Here is a 23,887-nt window from a genome sequence, read left to right on the forward strand (position 1 = left end):
CGGCTACACACCATCCCTCGGACGCTGGTGCGTCAGGTCGCCGCCGCGACCTATCTGGACTTCGCCAGCGCCATCGGCACCGCGATGGAGCCACGGAACGTCAACCGGCGCTCCGAGCAGCTCCGCGCGGCGGCCGGACTGGACTGTAGGTAAGCGTCGGCCGGTGCCGCTGACCGGCTCGACTTGTCGACCGCCGTCGCTGGTCACTCCTGGCTGTCAGCCGGCTTGGCTGTACAGATGGCTGTACAGGACCAGCTAGAGGAAGTCTCTCCAGAAGGGGACGGTGGCTTGCGGCTCCTGGTCTCGGTCCGGTGCTGGTCCACCAAACTCCGAATAGATGTAGTCCTCCAGGTCGTCGCCGTAGAAGATGATGTCGGTCTGATGAATCGACAGGACCGGGTGCCCGTACGAGCCGCGGCCGGAGGGCAGGAAACGGTGCCCGAACACCGGAACCATCTGCGGCACGTTCTGAAGGTGCGGCTCGGCAGCTGCTACAGCCTCACGGCGGTTACTGGGCCGCTCCCCCCAGCTCTCATGCCAGTAGCCGTTGTGCTCGACATCGAACAACACGCCATGAGCGGGCCACGCAAGGCGATCACGGAGGGCCGCGTGGTCTCCTCTTCGCCAGTCTGGCCAAGAAGGCCCGGTCGGTAGCCCGGCGACCAGGAAGGCGCGGTGGTCGTCGGCGAACTGAAAGCCGAAGGCGTGTTCCACGTGAGCAAGTTCCGCTTCCGTCAGACCGCGCTGAATCTTGACGTGTCCGAGTTCCCTCAGCCGACGGGCCGCCGCGATACCGAGGGCAGCGCCTTCCGGGTTGAGGCCCGGAGCAGGCTCACTTCGGTCAACCTTGCGAAAGCGGTCTAGGAACTTGCTCACGGTTCCCTCCCTGTCAGGCCGCGAAGCGTAGCAACCAGGCAGGGAGGCGGATCTCCTCGTCGGGCAGTCGTAGGCTGGTAGCCCTCGTGGTGCCCGGTGAGGTGATCTGCGGCGGCATCTGACGCCTCGGGACGTGGAGCGGTTCCTCACCGGGCTGCGCGGGAACCTAGCGCCGGCCAGCATCATCAAGGTGCACGCCTTCGCCACGTTCCTGCTCGACCAGGGCGAGGAGCTGCGGACAGTCATGGAGCTGCTCGGGCACTCCACGATCCGGACGAATGGCTGTACTCGGGACCGAGATCAACCAAGGAAAGTGCTGGTGGAGCCCAGGGGACTCGAACCCCTAACCCCTGCCTTGCAAAGGCAGTGCTCTGCCAGTTGAGCTAGGGCCCCGCGATTGCGCGGCGATTGGCGCGCGGCGCGAGCGTCAGCGCAGGTCGGGCGCGGTGGTCGCCTCGTGCCACAGGGCACGCTCGTCGTTCGATGCCTTGATCTTGTTGAACACGACGGCGGCCACACCGACGACGCCAGCCAGAATCAGCAGCTTCTTGAACATGGGGCGACCCCTCGCGCTCGACTACCGTCGGACGACATGCGGTGGGGCTAGATGGAATCGAACCATCGACCTCAGAGTTATCAGCTCTGCGCTCTAACCGACTGAGCTATAGCCCCGCGTTGCGACGAGCAAGATTAACCCATCCGCTCCGCCGGCCCCAAATCGGGGGTCCGGCTTGCGAGCCAGGCCCGTCGCCGCCTGCAAAACCTACCCGAGTACGGGACGCCGGAGCGACCGCTTTCCGCGGTGCCCCGGCGTCCCGGTCGCTCAGTCCCGCTCGGCGAGGGTCAGCTCGATCCCGCCGACCAGGTCGGCGCAGACGTTGTAGACGAACGCGCCAAGGGTGGCCAGCGCGGTGAACAGCACCACGTTGACCAGGCCGATCAGCGCCGAGCTGAGGATCACGCCCTTGGCGGTGATCTGGAAGCCGCTGGTGCTCTGCCCACCGCCGGCGTTGACCAGATCGCTCAGGCTCTCGTTGACGCTCTGGAACACACCCATCGCGTCCAGCGCCAGGTAGAGCACCGAGGTGGCTACCACCACGACGATGAAGAGCACCACCGACACCGCGAATGCGAACTTCATCACGGACCACGGGTCGATCCGCTTGAGGTTCAGCCGGGCCCGTCGCGGTCCTCGGGAGGCGGCCGAACTGACCGACGTACGCGCCGCACGCACCGCGTCACCGACGCGGGCTGCGCCGACGGCGGACGCGTTGCCGATCCCCGGTGGCAGGCCACCGCCGCTGGCCGGGCGGCCGGCGGTGGCGGTCGCCCGCGCCGCGTCCGGCTGTGGCTGGGTCATCCCGGGTGTGATCCGCGGCTGGGTGCCGGTGGACCCGGTTGACGCCGCCTGACCGGCCCGGAGACCGATCGGCTGGGTGGTCGCCGGACGTGCCGAGGGTGCCGCCGCCGGACCCGGAGGATTGGCGGCGGCCGACGTCGGCGCCTCGGCGCTGGACGCCTCGGTCTTGTCGCCGGACTCGCCGTCCTCGCCCGGTTGCTCCGGCGGGGGTGTCATACCTGGAGCCCTGGTGAACTTCGGGGCAGGCGCATCGGCGGGGACCGTTGCCCGGCCCACGGCCGCGCGGCCGGTCGCTGGTGTGCCGCCCTTGGCGGCCTCCTCGTCGACCGGTTTGGCCGAGGTCCCCGTGTTCCCCGACTTCGCCTGTGTCTCCGTCATTCAACTAGTCCTGTTCGTCAGGCTCGTCGGCATTGCGAGCAATCGCCACGATAGTCACGCCGTCCGGGAGGTCCATCAGCTTGACCCCCATTGTGTTCCGGTCACGTGTACGCCGTACAGGCTTCACCGGAGTCCGAATGACACCACCGTTGCTGGTGATCGCAAACAGCTCGTCGTCCGGATCGATCACCACAGCGCCAACCAGACCACCGCGCCGTTCGGTGATCTTTGCAGTCAACACGCCCTTACCTCCCCGGCCCTGCACCGGGTATTCCTCGATCGGGGTCCGCTTCGCGTATCCCCCGTTCGTGGCCACCAGAACGTCCAGACCTTCCCGCACGACCTCCATGGCGAGCAGGACGTCGTCGTCCGTGAAGCGCATGCCGATCACACCGGAGGTGGCCCGGCCCATCGGCCGCAACGCCTCGTCCGAGGCGTTGAACCGGATCGCCTGTGCCTTCTTGGAGACCAGCAGCAGGTCGTTCTCCGGCGCAACCAGCGCAGCACCGACCAGCTCGTCCTCATCGCGCAGGTTGATCGCGATGATGCCGCCGGAACGGTTGGAGTCGAACTCCTCGAGCCGCGTCTTCTTCACCAGGCCGTTCTTCGTGGCCAGTACCAGATAGGGGGCTACCTGGTAGTTCGGGATCTCAATGATCTGCGCGATCTGCTCGTCGGGTAGGAAGGCGAGCAGATTGGCCACGTGTTGGCCCTTGGCTACCCTACTGGCCTCCGGCAACTCGTACGCCTTGGCCCGGTAGACGCGGCCCTTGTTCGTGAGGAACAGGATCCAGTCGTGGGTCGAGCAGACGAAGAAGTGGCTGACGATGTCGTCCTGCCGCAGCGTGGCGCCGCTGACGCCCTTACCGCCGCGCCGCTGTGAGCGGTACAGATCGACCTTGGTCCGCTTGGCGTACCCGGTGCGGGTGATCGTGACGACCACGTCCTCGCGGGCGATGAGGTCCTCCATCGAGACCTCGCCGTCGAACGGGATGATCTGCGTCCGGCGGTCGTCGCCCCACTTGGAGACGATCTCGCCCAGCTCCTCCGAGACGATCTTCCGCTGCCGCTCGGGCTTGGCGAGGATGTCCTTGAGGTCGGCGATCTCGATCTCGAGCTTCGCCAGGTCGTCGATGATCCGCTGCCGCTCCAGGGCGGCGAGCCGGCGCAGCTGCATGTCCAGGATCGCGGTCGCCTGAATCTCGTCGATCTCCAGCAGCCGGATCAGGCCCTGCCGGGCGTCGTCCACCGTCGGGGAGCGCCGGATCAGGGCGATCACCTCGTCCAGCGCGTCCAGCGCCTTGCCCAGGCCCCGCAGGATGTGTGCCCGCTCCTCGGCCTTGCGCAGCCGGTACGCGGTCCGCCGGCGGATCACGTCGATCTGGTGCTCGACGTAGTAGCGGAGGAACTGGGCCAGGTTGAGCGTGCGCGGCACCCCGTCGACCAGGGCCAGCATGTTGGCGCCGAAGGTCTCCTGGAGCTGGGTGTGCTTGTAGAGGTTGTTCAGCACGACCTTGGCGACCGCGTCGCGCTTGAGCACCAGGACGATCCGCATGCCGGTACGACCGGAGGACTCGTCGCGGATGTCGGCGATCCCGGCGAGCTTGCCCTCCTTGATCAGCTCGGCGATCCGCTCGGCGAGGTTGTCCGGGTTGACCTGGTAGGGCAACTCGCTGACGACCAGGCAGGGGCGGCCCCGCTTGTCCTCCTCGACCTCCACCACGGCGCGCATCCGGATCGAGCCGCGACCGGTGCGGTACGCGTCCTGGATCGCGGTGGTGCCGACGATCAGGCCGTAGGTCGGGAAGTCCGGGCCCTTGACGATGCCGAGCAGGGCTTCGAGGGTGGTCTCCTCGTCCTCCTCCGGGTGCTCCAGGCACCACTGCACCGCCGCGCCGATCTCCCGCAGATTGTGCGGCGGGATCTTGGTGGCCATACCGACAGCGATGCCCTCGGAGCCGTTCACCAGCAGGTTGGGGATCCGCGACGGCAGGATGGTGGGCTCCTTGGCCCGGCCGTCGTAGTTGTCCTGCAGGTCGACGGTGTCCTCGTCGATGTCCCGCAGCATCTCCATGGCGAGGGGGTCGAGCTTGCACTCGGTGTATCGCATGGCGGCGGCCGGGTCGTTACCCGGCGAGCCGAAGTTGCCGTTGCCGTCGACCAGCGGGTAGCGCAGCGACCACGACTGCGCCATCCGGACCAGCGCGTCGTAGATCGCCGAGTCGCCGTGCGGGTGGAACTGACCCATCACGTCACCGACGACGCGGGAGCACTTCACGTAGCCGCGGTCCGGGCGGTAGCCAGAGTCGAACATCGCGTAGAGGATCTTGCGGTGGACCGGCTTGAGGCCGTCCCGGACGTCCGGCAGCGCGCGACCGACGATGACGCTCATCGCGTAGTCGAGGTAGGAGCGCTGCATCTCCACCTCGAGCCCGACCGGTTCGATCCGGTCGTGCGCGACCACCGCGGCGATGGCCTCGGCGGGGACCTCTGGCTCGTTCGGTGTGGACTCGGGCGAATCAGTCACTGTGTACCCTTATCAGACTCAGAGTCGTTTTCGTGCTGTGGATAACGGCTGTGGATACCGGCCAAGCTGTGGATAACTCTGTGGACCGCCGGATCGGCCGAGCGATGCCCGGCCGATCCGGCGCAGCCCGTCAGATATCCAGGAACCGCACGTCCTTGGCGTTGCGCTGGATGAACGACCGGCGCGCCTCGACGTCCTCACCCATCAACACACTGAACAACTCGTCGGCGGTCGCCGCGTCGTCGAGAGTGACCTGACGCAGGGTACGCGTCGCGGGGTTCATCGTGGTTTCCCACAGCTCGGGATAGTTCATCTCGCCGAGGCCCTTGAAGCGCTGGATGTCATCCGGCTTCGCATTCGGCTTCTTCTGCTGGCGCAGCGCGATCAGACCGTCCCGCTCGCGGTCGGAGTACGCGTACTGGGCGTCGTCGCCCTTCTTGTTCCACTTGATCTTGTAGAGCGGCGGGGCGGCCAGGTAGACGTTGCCCATCTCGACAAGCGGACGCATGAAGCGGAACAGCAGGGTGAGCAGCAGCGTCTGGATGTGCTGGCCGTCGACGTCCGCGTCGGCCATCAGCACCACCTTGTGGTACCGCAGCTTCTCCATGTCGAAGTCGTCGTGGATGCCGGTGCCCAGCGCGGTGATCAGCGCCTGGACCTCGTTGTTCTTCAGCACCCGGTCGATCCGGGCCTTCTCCACGTTGAGGATCTTGCCGCGGATCGGCAGGATCGCCTGGGTCCGCGGGTCGCGACCCTGCTTGGCCGAGCCGCCGGCCGAGTCACCCTCGACGATGAACACCTCGGACTCGCGGGGGTCGGTCGACTGGCAGTCGGCCAGCTTGCCCGGCATCGAGCCGGATTCCAGCAGCGACTTGCGCCGGGCCAGCTTGCGCGCCTGCTGGGCGGCAATCCGCGCCCGGGCCGCCTGGGAAGCCTTCTGGATGATCGTCTTGGCCTCGGCCGGGTTGCGGTCGAACCAGTCGACAAGCCGGTCGTTGCAGACCCGCTGCACGAAGCTCTTCACCGGGGTGTTGCCCAGCTTCGTCTTGGTCTGGCCCTCGAACTGCGGGTTGGTCAACTTGACCGAGATGATCGCGGCCAAGCCCTCGCGGATGTCCTCGCCGGAGAGCTTCTCGTCGCCCTTGAGCAGCTTCTTGTCGGTGCCGTACCGGTTGACGACGCTGGTCAGCGCCGACCGGAAGCCCTCCTCGTGGGTGCCGCCCTCGTGTGTGTTGATGTTGTTGGCGAAGGTGTAGACCGACTCGCCGTACGACTCGTTCCACTGCATGGCGATCTCGAGGGACATGCCCTCCTCTTCGGCCTCGAACTCGACCACCGTCTTGTGCATCGGGTTCTTGGAGGCGTTGAGGTGCCGGACGAAGTCGGCGATACCGCCGTCGTAGCGGAAGGTGACCTCGCGGGTCTTGCCCTCCTCGTCCTCCGCCACCCGCTCGTCGAGCAGGTGGATGGTGATGCCCCGGTTGAGGAAGGCCATCTCCTGCAGGCGTCGGTAGATGGTCTGGAAGTCGAAGTCGATCGTCTCGAAGACGTCCGGGTCGGGCCAGAAGGAAACGGCCGAGCCGGTGCTGTCGGTGGTCTCGCCCTTTTCCAGCTGGCCGGGCTTGGAGTTGGTGTACTGCTGCCGCCAGACGAAGCCGGACTTGTGGATCACCACGGCCATCTTCGTCGACAGCGCGTTCACCACGGAAACGCCGACGCCGTGCAGACCACCGGAGACCGCGTACGCCTTGCCGTCGAACTTGCCACCCGCGTGCAGCACGGTCAGCGCGACCTCGACACCCGGCTTCTTGAGCTTCGGGTGGAGGTCGACCGGGAAACCACGGCCGTTGTCGGTGACCCGGACGCCGCCGTCGGCGAGCAGCACCACGTCGATGGTGTCGCAGTAGCCGGCCATCGCCTCGTCGACAGCGTTGTCGACGACCTCCCAGACGAGGTGGTGCAGACCGCGCTCGCCGGTGGACCCGATGTACATACCGGGCCGCTTGCGAACTGCCTCCAGCCCCTCGAGAACGGTGATCGACTCTGCGCCGTACTCCTGCTTGTCCTGCGCTGCCACCCTCGGCCACTTTCTCGCGTCAGCCGCGCCGGTAGGGCGCGTCGGGCGCGGGTTCGGCGGACAGGACGCGACGTCGGCGCGCAGACCTGTGCCGAAGAACTCCGGACAGCGGGTCGAACGCGCCGGTCGCCGCGGTTGCCCGCGGATCGCGATCGGCTCGACCCGACGTGGAGAATGAATCTGGGGCCCACCGGCCCCGTCGCACTCCCGCACCGGGTCTTCGTCTCGCTGTCAATCCTACTGTGCGCGGGGGACAGAACCGCCACTCGGCACCCTCAGCGAGGCGGCTGAGAAGTCCATAGCCGGCAGAACCCTGCCGCCCACGACTCCCCCCACACGCCTGACCCCCATCGCACGCGCCGCCCCAGGACGGGTTGACCCGCGGTCGGGCGGGTCGGGGGTCGCGGCCGAAGCCTCGGTGCCGTACGTTTGCGGCGCCCCGGAACCGGCCTTGATCTTTACCGGTTGGAACCGGGACGATCGACCCGATCGACCCGACACGTGCTCTTTAAGAGGTGACAGATGGGGCTGGACAACGTCGCGGTGCACTGGCCGCGGACCGGCCGCTTCTACGATCCGGTCGCGCCGGCCGAGTTCGTCGACTTCGGCGAGATCGTCGACCTGCCGCGCATCTCCGCGCCGACCGCGGCGCTGGCCGAGCTGATCGCGAAGACCGGCACCATCCGGGCGACCGCGTACACCGAGTTGGTGGATCTGCTCCTCGGCCTCGAAGGTGTGTTGTACGCCACAGACGCCGCCGCCGAGGACGAGGACCCGGTGATCGACCCGGACGGCTGCTCCTGGATCGCGAGCGGCATCGAACGGTTCGTGGCCGCGCACCGTCCGACCGGCGAGGCGGTCACCTTCGAGTCGGTGAGCACCGTGTTGCGCTCCCTGCTCGGCGACGGTCGGTTGGCCGAGCAGCAGCTGCGCTGGCTGGAGAGCCGGCTCGACGCGCTGCGCGACGAGAGCGGTGACCCGCCGCAGTGGAACTTCACCTGCGCCGAGCTGGGCGTGCTGGCGGCGTTCTACCGGCGCTGCGCCGAGCGCGGGTTCGCCGTCTACGCCGACGCCTGAGCCGCCGCGTCGGTCTCCGAGGCGGCCGGCCGGTTGGCTGCCGAGATCACCTTCGTGAGCACGGCGTGCAGATGTTGCAGGTCCTCGACGGGCAGCCCGAGCCGCTGCACTATCGCGGCCGGGATCAGCTCGGCCTGACTCCGCAGCGCGGCACCGCTGGCCGTGAGGGTGACGGCGAGGCTGCGCTCGTCGCTCGGGTCGCGTTCCCGGCGCAGGTAGCCGGCTGCCTCCAGCCGCTTGAGCAGGGGTGACAGCGTGCCCGGGTCGAGCTGGAGCAGGCGACTGAGGTCACGACCGGACAGTGGCGCGTGCTGCCAGAGCGCCAACATCACCAGGTACTGCGGATGGGTCAGCCCCATCGGCTCCAGCAGTGGCCGGTAGACGGCCACCACGCTGCGCGCGGCGACCGAGAGGGCGAAGCAGACCTGCTGCTCCAGGGCCAGCGGGTCGACGCCGCCCGGTCGTTCGCTCATCGGTTGCCCTCCCTGCGCACGGTGACTATCGTACCGATCATTGGTGTACCAACCATTGGTGCCCCAAAGGTCTGCTCGTGCGATGGGCGAGCACCGGCGAGGCGACGCGCGGAAGAGGGCGGCAGATGAGCGAGGACGGCGCGGTCACCAAGGCCCCGGGCGAGGGCGGCCGACTGATGCGGTGGGCCTTCCGGCACCTCGCGGGCCCGGCCGAGGGTGTGCAGGGCGCGGTGCAGGGCGGCTCGGCCGAGGCCCGTGAGGCGTGGAAACGTGACCTGGCCGAGCGCAAGCGCTTCACCCGGGAACAGCGGGAACGCAAGCGGGCAGCACGCGAGGCCGACCGGCGAGGCTGACCGGCGCAGCTCAGCCGTAGGTGTCGCGCGGGCCCCGGCCGCGTACCCGGCGCGGCCCCTTTCCCCACGAGGGCGCGGCCGGGCCGTGAATGTGCAGCTTGCGCACCACGTTGTGCCCGACCTCGCTGGCGATCTGCTTGAGCAGCGAGCCGGCGAGCAGCCGCAGCTGGGTGGCCCAGGCTGTCGAACGCGCCTCCACCGTCAGCTCGCCGTTCTCCAACTTCACCGGGCGACTGTTCTGCGCGACCTCCGCGCCGACGACCCGCTCCCAGGCGCCGAACACGGTGGCCTCGGCGGCCGGCTGCTGCCAGCCGCGCGCCTTCACCAGCCGGTTGAGCACGGCGCCGAGCGGCTGCGGATCGCGCGGGTCGGGCCCAGGGCCGGAGTAGCCGCGCAACCGCCGCCCCGAGCCGCCGGCAGCGTCGCCGCCACCACCGGGGGTACGTCGGGCGCGGGCCGCCGCCTGCCGTCGGGACAGCGCCGCGTCGAGCACCGCCCGGGCCAGCTCCGGCCCGCTGGCGGCCGCCGCCGGCTCACCGCCCGCCGAACCCTGTGCCGCCTTCGGGGTACGCGCAGCAGGACCGTCGCCGGCCGCTGGTCGTTTGCTGCCTGGCTCATCCGACACGGCGTACCGTCCCTTCGCCTACCTGGTAGCGGGTGCCGCGCAGGGCGGCCGGCACGTCGTCGTCCACGGCGCAGGTGACCAGCAGCTGACTCGCCCCGCCGACCAGCTCCGCCAACCGCTCCCGGCGGCCGGTGTCCAACTCCGCGAAGACGTCGTCGAGCACCAGCACCGGCTCGATGCCGTCGGCGCGCAACAGGTCGTACCCGGCCAGCCGCAACGCGAGGGCGAACGACCACGACTCACCGTGGCTGGCGTACCCCTTGGCGGGCAGTGGACCGAGGCTCAGCGCCAACTCGTCGCGGTGTGGGCCGACCAGGGTGGTGCCCCGCTCGATCTCGGCGGAGCGGGACGCGGACAGCGCCGCCGTCAGCGCCTCGGCCAGCGCGGCCCGATCGGTGGTCGGCTCGGCGAGCTCGATCGAGGGCCGGTAGGTGATGCCCGCCGCACCCCGACCGGCGGCCACCGCGTCGTACGCCTTTGCCACGTGCGGGGTGAGCGCGGCCACCAGCTCCAGGCGGCCGGCGAGCAGCTCCGCCCCGTGCTGGGCCAGGTGGGTGTCCCAGACCGCGAGGGTGCCGAGATCACCACCGCGGGAGCCACCGGTCTTGCGGGCCAGGTACGCCGTGCGCAGCAGGGCGTTGCGCTGCTTGACGACCCGCTCGTAGTCGGCCCGCACGCCCGCGAACCGGGGCTGCCGGTTGACCAGCAGGTCGTCCAGGTAGCGGCGGCGCTCAGCCGGATCGCCCCGGACCAGCTCAAGATCTTCCGGGGCGAAGAGCACCAGCCGGAGCGCACCGAGCACGTCCCGTGCCCGCCGCGCCGGTGACCGGCCCAGTCGCGCCCGGTTGGCCTTGCCGGGCACGATCTCCAGCTCGACCAGGAGTTCGCGGCCGTCGTGCACCACAGCGCAGCGGATCACCGCGGACGTGGCGCCCATCCGGACCAGAGGCGCGTCGGTGGCGACCCGGTGCGAGTCCAGGGTCGCCACATAGCCCAGCGCCTCGACGAGGTTGGTCTTGCCGACGCCGTTGGCCCCGATCAGGACGTTGGCTCCCGGCTGGAGGTCGACGGCCACCCGCTCGTACGAGCGGAAGTCGACCAGTTCCAGCCGGTGAACGTACACAGGTTGTGGATACCGCTCAGCGCTTGTGGACGGCGTGGCCACCGAACTGCTGACGCAGCGCGGAGACGGCCTTCATGGCGGGCGAGTCGTCCTGCCGCGAGGCGAACCGGGCGAAGAGCGAAGCGGTGATGACGTTCAGCGGCACCGCCAGCCGGACCGCCTCGTCGACAGTCCACCGGCCCTCGCCGGTGTCCTCCGTGTAGCCGCTCAGATCGGCCAGCTCCGGATCCTCGTCGAGCGCCCGGTCGAGCAGGTCGAGCAGCCAGGAACGGACGACAGTGCCCTCCCGCCAGGACTTGATGACGCCCGGCACGTTGGTCACCAGCTCCGAGGCGGCCATCAGCTCGTAGCCCTCGGCGTAGGCGTGCATCAGGCCGTACTCGATGCCGTTGTGCACCATCTTCGAGTAGTGCCCGGCACCGACGGGGCCGGCGTGCACGAAGCCGAACTCACCCTCCGGCTTGAGCGCGTTGAAGATCGGCATCAGGCGGTCCACGTGCTCCTGGGCACCGCCGACCATCAGCCCGTAGCCGTTCTGCCGGCCCCAGACGCCGCCGGAGACCCCGACGTCCATGTAGCCGATGCCCCGCTGGTTGAGTCGCTCCGCGCGGGGGGCGTCGTCGCTGAAGCGCGAGTTGCCGCCGTCGATGATGATGTCGCCCTCGCCGAGCACCTCGGCGAGCTCGTCGATGGTGGCGTCGGTGACACCGGCGGGCACCATGACCCAGACCGCGCGCGGCGACTCAAGCTTCTCGGCGAGGCCCGCGATGGTCGTGACGTCGCTGATCTGCGCGTTGTGGTCGAAGCCGACCACCTCGTGCCCGGCCGAACGCAACCGCTCCCGCATGTTGCCGCCCATACGGCCGAGTCCTACCAGGCCGAGCTGCATGTGTTTCTACCTCCGTGGATCTGGGTGTTGCTGGGCGCGATCAGCGCGAGACGCGGATCGGCATGATGAGGTACCGGTACCCCGGAATGACCTCGCCATCCTCGCCAGCGGGTGAGATCACCGCGGGTTTGAAGGCGTCGACGAACGAGAGCACGGCCGTCTGAGCGCCCAGGTTTGCCAGACCGTCGATGAGGTACTGCGGGTTGAAGCCGATGGTCAGCGGTTCACCGGTGAAGGTCGCCTCCATCGCCTCGCTGGCCCGTGCCTCCTCGGAACCGCCGGCCTCGACCACCAGGCCGTCGGCGCTGAAGCTGAGCAGCACCGGGGTGGTCCGTTCGGCGACCAGCGCGACCCGCTTGACCACCTCGATCAGCGTGCTGACCGGCACCCGCGCCGCGGCGTTGTGGGTGGCCGGGAAGAGTGACCGCACCGGCGGGTAGTTGGCGCCGTCGAGCAGCCGGCTGGTGGTACGTCGGGTGCCGCCGGCGAGGCCGACCATGCCCTCGCCCGCAGCGCCCTGGGCGAGGGCGAGGGTGACCTCGCCGCCCAGCGGGCCGAGGGCCTTGGCGGTGTCGTTCAGGGTGCGGGCGGGCACCAGGGCGTTGATGCTCACCTCGGGGTCGTCCGGCCGCCACTGGATCTCGCGCAGCGCCAACCGGTAACGGTCGGTGGCGAGCATCGACAGGGTGTCGCCCGACAACTCCACGCGGACGCCGGTCATCATCGGCAGCGTCTCGTCACGACCGGCGGCGATGGCCACCTGGGCGACTGCGGTGGCGAACGCCGCGGCGTCGACAGTGCCGGCGCTCTGCGGCATCTCGGGCAGCGCGGGGTAGTCCTCCACCGGCATGGTGGGCAACGTGAACCGGGCGCTGCCACAGACCAACTCGAGATGCGCGCCGACCGCGGCGATGTCGACCGGCTTGGCCGGCAACGCCTTGGTGATCTCGGCGAGCAGGCGGCCGGAGACGAGCGCGGCACCGTCGGCGTCGCCCTGCACCTCGACGGTCACCTGGCTGGAGACCTCGTAGTCGAACCCGGAGACCCGCAGGTTGCCGTCGGTGACGCGGAGCATCACCCCGGCGAGCACCGGTACGGATGGCCGGTTGGGCAGGCTCTTCGCGGTCCACGCCACAGCCTCGGCGAGCGCGTCGCGCTCCACTCGGAACTTCATCAATGCCTCCGCGTCGACGTCAGCGACAACTCTCTCATGCCGACCGCTGCCTACCGTCCCGCCCGACCGTGCGGGTACCCATCGCACCTTAGGGCGCGGGGACATCGGCTGTGCGCCCGACCCCATGGATCGTGTCGATGCTGACCGGCTGATCCGACAGCGTTCGGCCCGATCCACAGAAAGCCCAACGGTGATGATTGGTTTTTGTTCTCTTAGAAGAGATAACTCATCGTCTTCATCGCACCTGTGCAAACTGTGGAAAACTGAAGTCTGCGCAGGTCAGACACGTTATCCACCGGTGATTTAGCTGTGGAGAACCCGGGGTACAACCGGCTTGTGTGTCCACAGCTCGCCGACGACCGCCGGTTGTCCACCGTTGTCCACCGGTTGTCCACCGGTAATCCACCGACTTTCTCCCCAAGCCTGTGGACCGCGGGGAAGATCACCATTGCCGTCATCCCCAGAACCTTCAACAGCTCGTACACAGGTTGATGATGATCGGTGGATAACCTGACCGTCGTCCCCAGGCGTCCACAGCCTCGTACACAGGGTTTCTCCACAGCCTGTGGGTAACTGGCGAAGGACGGTCCGTAGTTATCCACCGACGGTGGACAACGAGCTGTGGACAACGAGTGGGGATCGAGGCGGTCACGGCCTCAATGCTGTGGTCTGCACCATGTTGAGAGTCCAGCTGACTGACCCAAAAAGAACGCCCGACCGGATCTTCGGTCGGGCGTGTCCTGCGGCTGTGCGCCGCCGTGCGGGCGGTCGTACGCCTCAGCTGTTCTGTTTGATGCGGTTGGTCAGCTCGGCGATCTGGTTGTAGAGCGAACGGCGCTCCGCCATCTGCTGACGAATCTTCCGGTCGGCGTGCATCACAGTGGTGTGGTCCCGGCCACCGAACGCCTGCCCGATCCGGGGCAGCGACAGCTCGGTCAACTCCCGACACAGGTACATGGCCACCTGGCGGGCGTTGACCAGCACCCGGGACCTCGACTGACCGCGCAGATCCTCCAGGCTCACCCCGAAGTAGTCAGCGGTCGAGGCCATGATCTGGTCAGCGTTGATCTCCGGACCGGCGCCGTCGGGCATGAAGTCCCGAAGCACCTCCTCGGCCAGCGACAGCTCGACGGTCGACCGGGTCAGGCTGGCGAACGCTGTCACCCGGATCAGCGCGCCCTCCAGCTCCCGGATCGAGTTCGACACCCTGGAGGCGATGAACTCCAAGACGTCCGGCGGGGCGTACATCCGCTCCTGCGCCGCCTTCTTCTGCAGGATCGCGATCCGGGTCTCCAGATCCGGTGGCTGGATGTCGGCCAGCAGCCCCCACTCGAACCGGGTTCGCATCCGGTCCTCGAGGGTCGCGAGCTGGCGCGGCGACCGGTCAGAGGTGATCACGATCTGCTTGTTGGCGTTGTGCAGGGTGTTGAAGGTGTGGAAGAACTCCTCCTGGGTGCGCTCGCGGTTCTCCAGGAACTGGATGTCGTCGATCAACAGGATGTCGACGTCGCGGTAGCGCCGTTGGAACGCGCTGGTCTTGTCGTCCCGGAGCGAGTTGATGAAGTCGTTGGTGAATTCCTCGGTCGACACGTACCGGACCGAGCGGGCGTTGCCGAGCGTCGTGGCGTAGTGCCCGATGGCGTGCAACAGGTGCGTCTTGCCCAACCCGGAGTGCCCGTAGATGAACAGCGGGTTGTACGCCTTGGCCGGCGACTCCGCCACCGCCACGCTCGCGGCGTGGGCGAAGCGGTTGGACGAGCCGATGACGAACGTCTCAAACATGTACTTCGGGTTGAGCCGGTTGCCGCCGGTGTCGGCCCCGGGCAACCGGCGGTCGTCCCGCCCACCGGGCCGGTGGTCCACCGCGCTGCGACCCGGGCCGCTGTCCGTCCCGCTGTCCCGGGGGAGCGAACGGATCACGTGCTGGTCGCGCGGTGACGCCGAGTCGTCCCGGTAGCGGGGATCGTAGGGCCGGGTGTCGGGGCCGGACGGGTCCAGGCGGGCGGCCTGCTCGTCGTAACCGCGCCGGTCCGGACCCGACCGGGAGGGCCGCAGGGGCTCCGCGAAGGAGGCGCTGAACAGCGCCTCCTGCCCGTCCCTGCTGGCGGGAATCAACCCCGCGCGATGCCCCTCCACCGGGGGCGCGAGCGGCGGACCCGCCGGCGCGGGCAGCGGACCCGGATCGGGGTGACGCGGCGCTGGCGACTGCTCAGGGATCATCGCGTCGGCCGACTGTCGAGCGCCCTGGTCGTCGTCGTACGGCGCGACACCCGGGCCGTCGATGTCGAGCTGCCCGGTCTCCGGGGCGCTGCGGTAGACGGTGCCGGCCGGTCGGCCGGTGGCGTCCTCGGCCACCCGGACGGTGACCGCGACCTGGATCGGTCGGCCGAGCCGGCGGGTGAGCGCCTCGGTGATCGCCGGGCGCAGCCGTGACTCGATCACGTCGCGGGTGAACGCGTCCGGGACGGAGAGCAGTGCGGTGTCCTCGACTATCGCTCGCAGCCGGGTCAGTCGGAGATAGGCACGCTGCTGGGCGGAGATGATCTCGTCGGCGAGCTCGTCGGTCGCCGCTAACCACACCGCGGCAAGGTCGGTCGTACCGGCCACCGTCGTGCCACCCCCTCGCTTCTGCTCCCGGCCGCCGCTGTCTGCCAGCCGGCCGTCCCGGGCCCGCCGCGTTCGCGGGTGGAACAACACCCACCCGGACGGTCGACCGGTGGTCATCCACAAGTTATCCACAGCCTGTGTACCGACCGATTGTGGCCGCCGCCGGACGCGGGTGGGACCTGCCCCTGCCTGATCGGGCGCTGAAGCGGGTTCACCGTGCCGAACGATTCACTGCCATGTCCGGTCTTGCCTGCGCGACGACCGGAGCTTCCGACGCTCACCGCAATCGGGCACGGTAACAGCGTTGTCCCTGCGCCATCAACCGGCGACGCGGCGACGGCCTTGTCGGCATCAGTGAAAACCGCCCTTCGGCCTCGGGCGCGTCCCGTTGTCCCCCTGCTCGGGGTGTTTGACGGTCATTGCACCCCTGCGTAGGCTGGAACGGCTGCTTTCTCGCCCTCTGCTAGGGTGATGGGTGCTTGCTGTCCGCGGTCGCAACCCCGCATCGCCGAGGTCCCGCTCCGCCGGACAGCACCGATCGTGGGCCACCGTCGAGGTGGCCTGGACCACCACACGACCCCGGCGATCCCGTCGCGCGGGGCGCGTACGAAAACGGAGAGCCTGACGTGAGCAAGCGCACCTACCAGCCGAACAACCGCCGGCGCGCGAAGACCCACGGCTTCCGGCTGCGCATGCGCACCCGTGCCGGCCGTGCCATCCTGTCGAGCCGTCGCGCCAAGGGTCGCACCACCCTGTCGGCCTGAGCCGACCGGGCCGGTCCAGGGGACGTGGGCAGTCGTGCTGGCCGCCGCACAGCGACTGCGGCGCAGCACTGACTTCGCCGCAGCGGTTCGCGGTGGCCGACGCGCCGGACGTGGTGCCGTCGTGGTCCACCTGAGCGTGCCGGTGACCGTCGACCCCAGCACACCGACCTTGCCGGAGCCGGTACGGGACAACAGTGCGGAGCAGTCGTCCGTGCCGTCCCGTGCCGGCTTCGTCGTGTCCAAGGCGGTCGGCAACGCGGTGACCCGTAACCGGGTCCGGCGCCGACTGCGGGCGCTGGTCCGGGAACGACTGACCGACCTGCCCGCCGGCAGCACGCTTGTCGTCCGGGCGCTCCCCGCCGCCGCGCAGGCGTCGTACCCTCGGCTCGCCACCGACCTGGACGCCGCCATCGCGGTCGCCCGGTCGCCGCGCGAACGGCGGTCCCGATGAGCGGCACCGAGCAGAGCAGCCCACGGCCGTCGACAACCGGTGCCAAGGTGCTGATCGCGCCCATCATCGCGTACCGTCGGTGGATAAGTCCGGCACTGCCGGCTCGCTGTCGGTTCTACCCGTCGTGCAGTGCGTACGCCCAGGAGGCGGTCGTTCGGCACGGCGCGCTCCGGGGAGCCGTGCTGGCGGCCCGGCGGTTGTTGCGCTGCCACCCCTTTCACCCTGGTGGACATGACCCGGTGCCGGAGCCGGGCGGCCGCCGCCGTGCTGATGTGACTGGAGCCCCGAATTGAGTCTGAGTCTCGACTGGATCTACTTCGCGATTTCGTGGATCCTGCTGACCTGGCACTCTGCCTGGGACGCCATCGGGGTGCCCGTCGGTGCGGTGATCGGCACCAACTTCGCCTGGATCCTGGCCATCATCTTCCTGGTGGTCACCGTCCGGGTGATCCTGTTCCCGGTCTTCGTCAAGCAGATCAAGTCCCAGCGGGCGATGCAGGCGCTCCAGCCCAAGGTCAAGGAGCTTCAGGAGAAGCACAAGGGTGACCGGGAGACGCTCCAGAAAGAAATGATGGAGCTTTACAAGAAGGAGAAGGCCAACCCGCTGATGGGTTGCCTTCCGATGTTCCTTCAGATCCCGGTGTTCCTGGGCCTCTTCCACGTGCTGCGCCGGCTCGACCCGGACAAGCAGAACAAGACCCTCTACGGCTGGACCGCCGACCAGTTCGAGAGCGCCTCGCAGGCGAAGCTCTTCACCGCCCCGATCGCCGGCAAGTTCGGCTCGACGGCCGACGAGCTGGCCAGCCTCGGCGCCAACGGCAGCACCGTGAAGATCATTGCTGGTGTCCTGGTCCTGGTCATGATCGCCACCACCTACCTGACCAGCCGTCAGATGATCCTCAAGACCGGCTGGGCCGAGGACCCGCAGCAGCGGATGATCCAGCGACTGATGCTCTACGGCATCCCCGCGTCGCTGCTGATCTCCGGCGCGATCTTCCCGATCGGCGTCATCATCTACTGGGTCACCAACAACCTCTTCACCCTGGGCCAGCAGCAGTGGGTGCTGCGGAAGTTCCCGCCGCCGGTGACCGCCAAGAAGGCCGTCGCGCCCGCCGCCAGCCGTAACCCGGTGCAGCCCGCCAAGTCCGGCGGCCTGTTCGGTCGCGGAAAGGCCACCCCGCCGGCCCCGGTCAAGGCGACCGCGCCCAAGGTTGCCGGGCCGAAGCCGGGCGCCAAGCCGGTGAACAACCCGAAGAAGAGCCGCCCCGCCAAGCGACAGGGCTGACCAGCGAGGGCCGTCGCCGGCGATCCGGCGGCGGCCCGTTCCGCACCGCGCAGCCGCCGTACGGCCGGCGCCGGGCGGAACCGACCGCGCACCGCGCGGCCACGGGCGACACTGCCCGTACAGACGTGCCTGTGGTCACCGGCAACCTCCAGCCGGCCCCGGGAAACCAGTCGGACCCGACGGTCCGGCCGAGCGAGTACGGAGATGAGACCGTGACCGAGACCAGCATCCCCCGCGCCGAGCAGTCAGTGGACGAGGAGGAGACCGCCACGATCGCGGTGGACGGTGACGACACCGAAGCCGATGACACCGAGGCGGACGACGACACCGACACCGCCGCCGGCACCCGGGTGAAGAAGGCTGTGGGCGAGGGCGACCTGTTCCGGCAGAGCGAGATCGCCGCCGACTACGTCGAGGGCCTGCTCGACATCCTCGACTACGACGGCGACATCGACGAGCTGGTCGCCGCCGGCCGTCCCATGGTCGAGGTGGTCGGCGAGCGGCTGCAGAATCTGGTCGGTCAGCGCGGCGCCACCCTGGAGGCGCTCCAGGAACTGACCCGCCTTGCAGTCTTCCGGCAGACCGGTACGCCGAGCCGTCTGCTGCTCGATGTCGGTGGCTACCGGGCGAACCGCCGTAAGGAACTCGCCGCGGTCGCCAAGAACGCCGTCGAGAAGGTCAAGGAGTACGGCGAGCCGGTCCGCCTGGACGCGATGTCCGCGTTCGAGCGCAAGTGCGTGCACGACGTCGTCAACGCCATGTCCGGCGTGGCGAGCGAGTCCGAGGGTGTGGAGCCGAACCGGCGCATCGTCGTACGGCCCGCGGACTGACCGGGTGACTCACGACGACAACGCGGCCGATGCCGTGTCCGGCCCGGGCGGCACGCCGCCCGGGCCGTCCGCTGTCCACCCCGCCACGGGCGACGCCGATGCCGACTCGGCAGGGCGCGACACCGCCCCGTCCCCGGCCGACGCGGCGTTGCCGCCCGAGCTGGCGCCGGCCGCGCTGACGCTCTTCGGTGACCGTCTCGACCTGGCTGCCGCGTACGCCGAACTGCTGGCCACCGACGGGGTGGTCCGCGGTCTGATCGGTCCCCGGGAGGCACCCCGGATCTGGGACCGGCACCTGCTCAACTGCGCCGCGGTCGCGGAGCGGATCCCGGCCGGCGCGACGGTGCTCGACGTGGGCTCCGGCGCCGGTCTGCCGGGTCTCGTCCTGGCCATCGCCCGCCCCGACCTCACTGTCACGCTGATCGAGCCGCTGGCCCGGCGGACGTCGTTCCTGATCGAGGTCGTCGAGCGACTCGGTCTGGCCAAGTCGGTGCGGGTGTTCCGTGGTCGGGCCGACGAGGCGGCCAGCGGGTCGAGCGGCCGGGAGCCGATCAGCGGAGACGTGGTGACCGCGCGCGCCGTCGCGCCACTGGATCGGCTCGCGGGCTGGAGCCTTCCCCTGGCGGTTCGCGGTGGTCGGCTGCTGGCGCTCAAGGGCTCATCCGCCGCAACTGAGATCGAGGAGCACGCCGAGGTGGTGGCGCGACTCGGCGGCGGGGAGCCGGCCGTGCAGCTCTGCGGCGTCGGGGTGATCGATCCGCCCACCACGGTTGTGGAGATCGTGCGCGAGCGGATGGTCGGCCCGGCCCGCCCGGCGGCCAGGAAGCGCGCCCGGGGCGGACGCTCCCGCCGAGGTTGACACTTCGCGCCATCGGGCTTCCGGCCGGTGGGTTGCCTCGTTGTACCGGTACGGATGGACGAGGGGATGAGAACCCGACGTGGACCGGCCGCGCCCGTCCGCCGTAGGCTGACCGCGCGTCGATAGTGTGGAGCGGGTGACGGACGTCGCGGGTCTCCGACCGCTCCCGCGGGCCGTACGCTCCGGGTTGCGGGCGAGGATGCGGCCAAGTTGACCGGGGCGCGGACCGACCATCCGAAGCGGGCAGGGATGACAGGTGCATGACGACGGCAGGTACGACGATCCACGCGTGACCGGGTCGCCCAGCGATCCCGTTTCACGTGAAACCGACTACCCGAGCTGGTCGCCCGGCGCGACCGGGCCATCTACCCGACCTACCGACGGCGATCCGCCGGCCGCTCTCGACCCGCCCTCGGGTGCCGGGCGGCCGGAGGGCTCGACCATTCCGGAGCCGGCGAGTGGTCGCCGGACGCCGGAGGCGTCGGGTCGACCCGTCAACGCCGCCGAGGTGCGGTCGACCTCAGGTCGTCGCAACACCGCCGCAGCGGTTCGCTTCGAGCCGGCCGTCCCACACCAACCCACTGCGGCGGCCGTTCGGGACGCCGGGCCGGTGGTTGCCGACGCCCCTGTCGCTTCGACCGAGTCCTTGGCCGCTGTGGCGGCCGATTCCACGTACGTTTCACGTGAAACCCCGACGCGCGAAGAGGATGACCCACCGTTGGCTATGGAGGCGATGCGCGCCGTGCAGATCCTGAATCCCAGTGGCGAGGTGACAATGCCTCGGCCGGACCGGACCCGGGTCATGTGCGTCGCCAACCAGAAGGGTGGCGTGGGTAAGACCACCACCACCGTCAACCTTGCGGTGGCGCTCGCCCTGCACGGCAACCGGGTGCTCGTGGTCGACCTCGACCCGCAGGGCAACGCCTCGACCGGGCTCAACGTCCCACACCACACCGGAATCCCCGACGTGTACGACTGCCTGATCAACAGCGTGCCGCTGGCCGAGGTGGCGCAGGCGGTCGAGGGCATCCCCAACCTCTGGTGCGTACCCGCGACCATCGACCTGGCGGGCGCGGAGATCGAGCTGGTGTCGGTGGTGGCCCGGGAGTCGCGTCTGGACCGTGCGATCGCCGCCTACCCGGGCGAGTTCGACTACGTCTTCATCGACTGCCCGCCCTCGCTCGGCCTGCTCACTGTCAACGCGTTGGTCGCCGCGCAGGAGGTGCTGATCCCGATCCAGTGCGAGTACTACGCGCTGGAAGGGCTCAACCAGCTGATCAACAACATCAACCTGGTACGCCAGCACCTCAACCCGAAGCTCGATGTCTCCACCATCCTGCTGACCATGTACGACCGTCGCACCCGGTTGGCCGACGCTGTCGAGCAGGACGTCCGGAACCACTTCGGCGACAAGGTTCTCCAGGCGGTCATCCCCCGCAACGTCCGGGTCTCCGAGGCGCCGAGCTACGGCCAATCGGTGATGACCTACGATCCCGGTTCGCGGGGCGCCACGAGTTACTTCGAGGCCGCCCAGGAGATCGCCGAGCGGGGCGTCAAGGAGCCGGTGGGCCGGAATGCGTAGTGCGGACGAGTCGCTGGGAGGCGTCGCATGAAGAACCGTCCTCGGGGCGGTCTGGGTAGGGGCCTGGGGGCGCTGATCCCGACCGGGCCCGCGCCGGGTGCCGCTGGCACCGCGACGGCCGAGCCGGAGAACGAGCACCTGGACGACGGCGGCACCGAAGCCATCGCCGCTGTGCCCGCCGACGCGCCGATCCGCGAGCCGGAGCCGGTGCTGAGCCCGGTGCCCGGTGCTCGATTCGCCGAGATCCCGGTCGACGCGATCATGCCCAACCCGAAGCAGCCCCGCCAGGTCTTCGATGAGGAGGCGTTGGAGGAGCTGAAGACCTCGATCCAGGAGGTCGGCTTCCTCCAGCCCATCGTCGTTCGGCAGCTCGACGACGAGAAGTACGAACTGGTGATGGGCGAGCGGCGCTGGCGGGCCGCCCAGGCGGTGGGACGGGAGAGCATCCCGGCGATCGTCAGGGACACCCGTGACGACGCGATGCTCCGCGACGCCCTGCTGGAGAACATCCACCGCGCCAACCTGAACCCGCTGGAGGAGGCCGCCGCCTACCAGCAACTGCTGGAGGAGTTCGGGGCCACCCACGAGGAGTTGGCCCGCCGGATCGGCCGGAGTCGCCCGCAGATCTCCAACACGATCCGACTGCTGAACCTGCCCGCACAGGTGCAGCGCCGGGTGGCCGCCGGCATCCTGTCGGCGGGGCACGCTCGCGCCCTGCTGAGCCTCGACGAGGCGGAGGCGCAGGAACAGCTTGCTCTGCGGATCGTGGCCGAAGGGCTGTCGGTTCGGGCGACCGAGGAGATCGTGGCCTTGGCGCTCAACGACGGGCCGGCGAAGGGTCAGGCCGCGAAGCGGCGACCCAAGGCGCACGCGCCGGCCCTGACCGATCTCGCCGATCGGCTCTCCGACCGGTTCGACACCCGCGTGAAGGTGGACATCGGCCGGAGCAAGGGCAAGATCACGATCGAGTTCGCGACGGTGGACGACCTTGAGCGGATCGTCGGGATCATCGGAGTGCAACAGGAGGAGAGCGGGGAGGACTGACCCCGCCCGCTCACCTACGGCCGCGCCACCCCACCGGGAGCGCGGCCGTTCCGCATCCCGGCGTCGACGCCTGTTTCACGTGAAACAGGCGTCGGACCTGATTCCGAGATCGGCACGACCGTGGGCCCGTCGCCATCCTTGGGTCGCCCAGCCAACCAGGGGTCCCGCTCTTACCGCAGGAGAAGTTGACGGAGGTGGGGGCCGGAGGGTCCGGTTGGTCGCGCTGGCGGGCAGGTTCGGAAGCGCAATCGGCGAGCGGCGGGGCGCCGGTAGGCGGTGCGCGCGGCGGTGGACGGTGCGCGCGGCGGTGGGCGACGGGCCTGGTGTCGTGAGCGGGGCTGGTGGCGGAGCGGACGCAGCGACGGGCGGGGCGCGGTGGCGCGACTGGCGGCGGGGCGCGTCGCTCGCTACTGGCGGCGGCCACTGGGCGAGTGTGGGCCTTGCTGGAACCCCTACACGCGTCGCAGAAGCCTTCGGGAAGGTCCACTCGTCCGCAACTGCCCCTGGCGCCGCTCAAAGCACCAGCGAGCCGCTGAGAGGCGCGAAACGACGTCTCCGTGGCTATCGGTAAGGGGCCGAGGCCCGCGATCGTGGTTGGGTCTTCCGGAGCGGCCTCCTCACAGCGACCGCTGGGCCGCCGGGCGCTGGTCGGTGGACCGCCACAACGCGACACCGCGAAGAGCTCTAGACCGCTAGACCGCTAGACCGCTAGGCCGCTAGGCCGCGACACCGCTAGGCCGCGACACCGCTAGGCCGCGACACCTCCTGAACTAGGTGCACGGTCGGTAGGCCGCGTGCGCGCCCACCGACCGTGGGTACGCGCGGCGCCGGCGGCGATGGCCCGGAAGCGTGAGCCCGCCCCCCGGATCGCCTCGGCAGCCGGCACGCGGTTTCACGTGAAACCGAGACAGCGGCTCGCTGGCGCCGATCGAAAACCCGGCGTTCGGGAGTGGCTAGTCAAGCGACGTGACCACTTCACCTCAGACACGCGATGTCGGTGCTGCGGTGCGACCTCTCCGTCCGTCGGCGTTCAGAGCATCCGGGCCTCCGGGGCGTCCAGGCCGCACGGTCGAGGTCTGTGCTGGTGCGGGTCCGCGAACGAGTCAACCCGTCAGCGCCGACGTGGGTCACATGAGCCAGCGGACGGGTCGCCGGCGGCTCGATACCGCTCCGACGGTGGCACGCGAAGCCCTTCGGAAGGCACCCGTTCGATTCCGTCTCCGGTGGCCGTCGAACCCGCCGATCTGGAGGCTCGCGGACAACGACCGACTGGCCAAAAAGTTATCCACACCGGTTGTCCACAGGCACCCCCCGTTTCACGTGAAACAGCGCGTGGGAGCGGGTGTGAGCCTGTGGATGACGGCCTGTGTTCAGGATCTCGGCAGCCTGTGGATATCGCCTCTCGGTGCCTGCGCGAGCACGAGCAGCCGGGCGGCGGCGAGCACCGATCCGGTGGCCCGGGACCGCTCGATCAGGTAGGGACAGCGGTGCCAGACTCGGTTAGGGTCAGCGTCGTGCACGACAACCCGCCCT

General features: G+C 69.3%; 21 protein-coding genes, 2 tRNA genes and 1 pseudogene. 11 read left to right on the forward strand and 13 right to left on the reverse strand.

Annotated elements, in window-relative coordinates:
* Nucleotides 1–27 precede the first annotated feature (27 nt).
* A complete protein-coding gene (locus ACFYPG_RS11380) occupies nucleotides 28–153 on the forward strand; it encodes a hypothetical protein (RefSeq protein WP_387351636.1) in 126 nt (41 codons plus the stop codon).
* A 102-nt stretch (nucleotides 154–255) separates the two neighbouring features.
* Here the strand turns inward: ACFYPG_RS11380 and ACFYPG_RS11385 are convergent, their stop codons facing one another.
* The 7 genes from ACFYPG_RS11385 to gyrB all read right to left on the reverse strand — a co-directional run bounded on the left by ACFYPG_RS11385 (nucleotide 256) and on the right by gyrB (nucleotide 7,218).
* Nucleotides 256–876, reverse strand: a complete 621-nt coding sequence (locus tag ACFYPG_RS11385) for a hypothetical protein (protein WP_355004564.1) — start codon at nucleotides 874–876, stop codon at nucleotides 256–258.
* Nucleotides 877–1,193: 317 nt separating this feature from the next.
* Nucleotides 1,194–1,269 (reverse strand) — tRNA-Ala (locus ACFYPG_RS11390).
* Between the two features lie 34 nt (nucleotides 1,270–1,303).
* Nucleotides 1,304–1,432 (reverse strand): DLW-39 family protein, encoded by a 129-nt coding sequence (locus ACFYPG_RS11395; protein ID WP_209444550.1) that lies wholly within the window; start codon nucleotides 1,430–1,432, stop codon nucleotides 1,304–1,306.
* Between the two features lie 42 nt (nucleotides 1,433–1,474).
* A tRNA-Ile gene (locus tag ACFYPG_RS11400) sits at nucleotides 1,475–1,548 on the reverse strand.
* 151 nt (nucleotides 1,549–1,699) lie between these two features.
* Nucleotides 1,700–2,614, reverse strand: coding sequence for a DUF3566 domain-containing protein (locus ACFYPG_RS11405; RefSeq protein WP_387351638.1), 915 nt, complete (start codon nucleotides 2,612–2,614; stop codon nucleotides 1,700–1,702).
* Between the two features lie 4 nt (nucleotides 2,615–2,618).
* Nucleotides 2,619–5,141, reverse strand: coding sequence for a DNA gyrase subunit A (gene gyrA, locus ACFYPG_RS11410; RefSeq protein WP_355004561.1), 2,523 nt, complete (start codon nucleotides 5,139–5,141; stop codon nucleotides 2,619–2,621).
* A gap of 130 nt (nucleotides 5,142–5,271) precedes the next feature.
* A complete protein-coding gene (gene gyrB, locus ACFYPG_RS11415; protein WP_355004560.1) occupies nucleotides 5,272–7,218 on the reverse strand; it encodes a DNA topoisomerase (ATP-hydrolyzing) subunit B in 1,947 nt (648 codons plus the stop codon).
* Nucleotides 7,219–7,740: 522 nt separating this feature from the next.
* Here gyrB and ACFYPG_RS11420 point away from each other — a divergent pair.
* Nucleotides 7,741–8,295: a hypothetical protein gene (locus ACFYPG_RS11420; RefSeq protein WP_355004559.1), complete on the forward strand. Its 555-nt coding sequence runs from the start codon at nucleotides 7,741–7,743 to the stop codon at nucleotides 8,293–8,295.
* On the opposite strand, the gene ACFYPG_RS11425 is transcribed toward ACFYPG_RS11420, so the two are convergent.
* Nucleotides 8,280–8,768 carry a MarR family transcriptional regulator gene (locus ACFYPG_RS11425; RefSeq protein WP_355004558.1) on the reverse strand — a complete coding sequence of 163 codons (489 nt, stop codon included), beginning with the start codon at nucleotides 8,766–8,768 and terminating at the stop codon, nucleotides 8,280–8,282. The genes ACFYPG_RS11420 and ACFYPG_RS11425 overlap by 16 nt on opposite strands.
* A gap of 125 nt (nucleotides 8,769–8,893) precedes the next feature.
* On the opposite strand from ACFYPG_RS11425, the gene ACFYPG_RS11430 reads away from it, so the two are divergent.
* Nucleotides 8,894–9,121: a hypothetical protein gene (locus tag ACFYPG_RS11430; protein WP_355004557.1), complete on the forward strand. Its 228-nt coding sequence runs from the start codon at nucleotides 8,894–8,896 to the stop codon at nucleotides 9,119–9,121.
* A 10-nt stretch (nucleotides 9,122–9,131) separates the two neighbouring features.
* Here the strand turns inward: ACFYPG_RS11430 and ACFYPG_RS11435 are convergent, their stop codons facing one another.
* The 5 genes from ACFYPG_RS11435 to dnaA form a co-directional block, all read right to left on the reverse strand.
* Nucleotides 9,132–9,746 carry a DUF721 domain-containing protein gene (locus ACFYPG_RS11435; protein WP_387351642.1) on the reverse strand — a complete coding sequence of 205 codons (615 nt, stop codon included), beginning with the start codon at nucleotides 9,744–9,746 and terminating at the stop codon, nucleotides 9,132–9,134.
* A complete protein-coding gene (gene recF / locus ACFYPG_RS11440) occupies nucleotides 9,736–10,869 on the reverse strand; it encodes a DNA replication/repair protein RecF (protein ID WP_355004555.1) in 1,134 nt (377 codons plus the stop codon). Before recF ends, ACFYPG_RS11435 begins: the two co-directional genes overlap by 11 nt.
* Nucleotides 10,870–10,885: 16 nt before the next feature.
* Entirely contained in the window at nucleotides 10,886–11,758 is an 873-nt protein-coding gene (gene gnd, locus ACFYPG_RS11445) for a phosphogluconate dehydrogenase (NAD(+)-dependent, decarboxylating) (RefSeq protein ID WP_091396544.1), read from the reverse strand.
* Nucleotides 11,759–11,798: 40 nt separating this feature from the next.
* Entirely contained in the window at nucleotides 11,799–12,932 is a 1,134-nt protein-coding gene (gene dnaN / locus ACFYPG_RS11450) for a DNA polymerase III subunit beta (protein WP_210782097.1), read from the reverse strand.
* 777 nt (nucleotides 12,933–13,709) lie between these two features.
* Nucleotides 13,710–15,539: a chromosomal replication initiator protein DnaA gene (dnaA, locus tag ACFYPG_RS11455; RefSeq protein WP_387351863.1), complete on the reverse strand. Its 1,830-nt coding sequence runs from the start codon at nucleotides 15,537–15,539 to the stop codon at nucleotides 13,710–13,712.
* Nucleotides 15,540–16,165: 626 nt separating this feature from the next.
* Between dnaA and rpmH the strand changes: the two genes are divergently transcribed.
* The 8 genes and pseudogenes from rpmH to ACFYPG_RS11495 form a co-directional block, all read left to right on the forward strand.
* Nucleotides 16,166–16,303: a 50S ribosomal protein L34 gene (gene rpmH / locus ACFYPG_RS11460; RefSeq protein WP_007453904.1), complete on the forward strand. Its 138-nt coding sequence runs from the start codon at nucleotides 16,166–16,168 to the stop codon at nucleotides 16,301–16,303.
* A 34-nt stretch (nucleotides 16,304–16,337) separates the two neighbouring features.
* On the forward strand, nucleotides 16,338–16,754 hold the full coding sequence (gene rnpA, locus ACFYPG_RS11465) for a ribonuclease P protein component (protein ID WP_387351645.1): 417 nt from the start codon (nucleotides 16,338–16,340) through the stop codon (nucleotides 16,752–16,754).
* Nucleotides 16,751–17,047, forward strand: a complete 297-nt coding sequence (gene yidD, locus ACFYPG_RS11470; protein ID WP_355004553.1) for a membrane protein insertion efficiency factor YidD — start codon at nucleotides 16,751–16,753, stop codon at nucleotides 17,045–17,047. Before rnpA ends, yidD begins: the two co-directional genes overlap by 4 nt.
* 2 nt (nucleotides 17,048–17,049) lie before the next feature.
* Nucleotides 17,050–18,039, forward strand: coding sequence for a membrane protein insertase YidC (yidC, locus tag ACFYPG_RS11475; RefSeq protein ID WP_355005161.1), 990 nt, complete (start codon nucleotides 17,050–17,052; stop codon nucleotides 18,037–18,039).
* 212 nt (nucleotides 18,040–18,251) lie between these two features.
* On the forward strand, nucleotides 18,252–18,869 hold the full coding sequence (locus tag ACFYPG_RS11480) for a R3H domain-containing nucleic acid-binding protein (protein ID WP_357204848.1): 618 nt from the start codon (nucleotides 18,252–18,254) through the stop codon (nucleotides 18,867–18,869).
* Between the two features lie 4 nt (nucleotides 18,870–18,873).
* Nucleotides 18,874–19,728 (forward strand): 16S rRNA (guanine(527)-N(7))-methyltransferase RsmG, encoded by an 855-nt coding sequence (rsmG, locus tag ACFYPG_RS11485; protein WP_387351647.1) that lies wholly within the window; start codon nucleotides 18,874–18,876, stop codon nucleotides 19,726–19,728.
* A gap of 610 nt (nucleotides 19,729–20,338) precedes the next feature.
* Nucleotides 20,339–21,310, forward strand: coding sequence for a ParA family protein (locus ACFYPG_RS11490; RefSeq protein ID WP_387351864.1), 972 nt, complete (start codon nucleotides 20,339–20,341; stop codon nucleotides 21,308–21,310).
* Between the two features lie 210 nt (nucleotides 21,311–21,520).
* Nucleotides 21,521–22,354, forward strand: a pseudogene (locus tag ACFYPG_RS11495) (ParB/RepB/Spo0J family partition protein); the annotation flags it as partial.
* Nucleotides 22,355–23,887 lie beyond the last annotated feature (1,533 nt).

This window comes from Micromonospora sp. NPDC005553, from assembly GCF_042871765.1.
In the GTDB taxonomy this organism is placed as follows: domain Bacteria; phylum Actinomycetota; class Actinomycetes; order Mycobacteriales; family Micromonosporaceae; genus Micromonospora.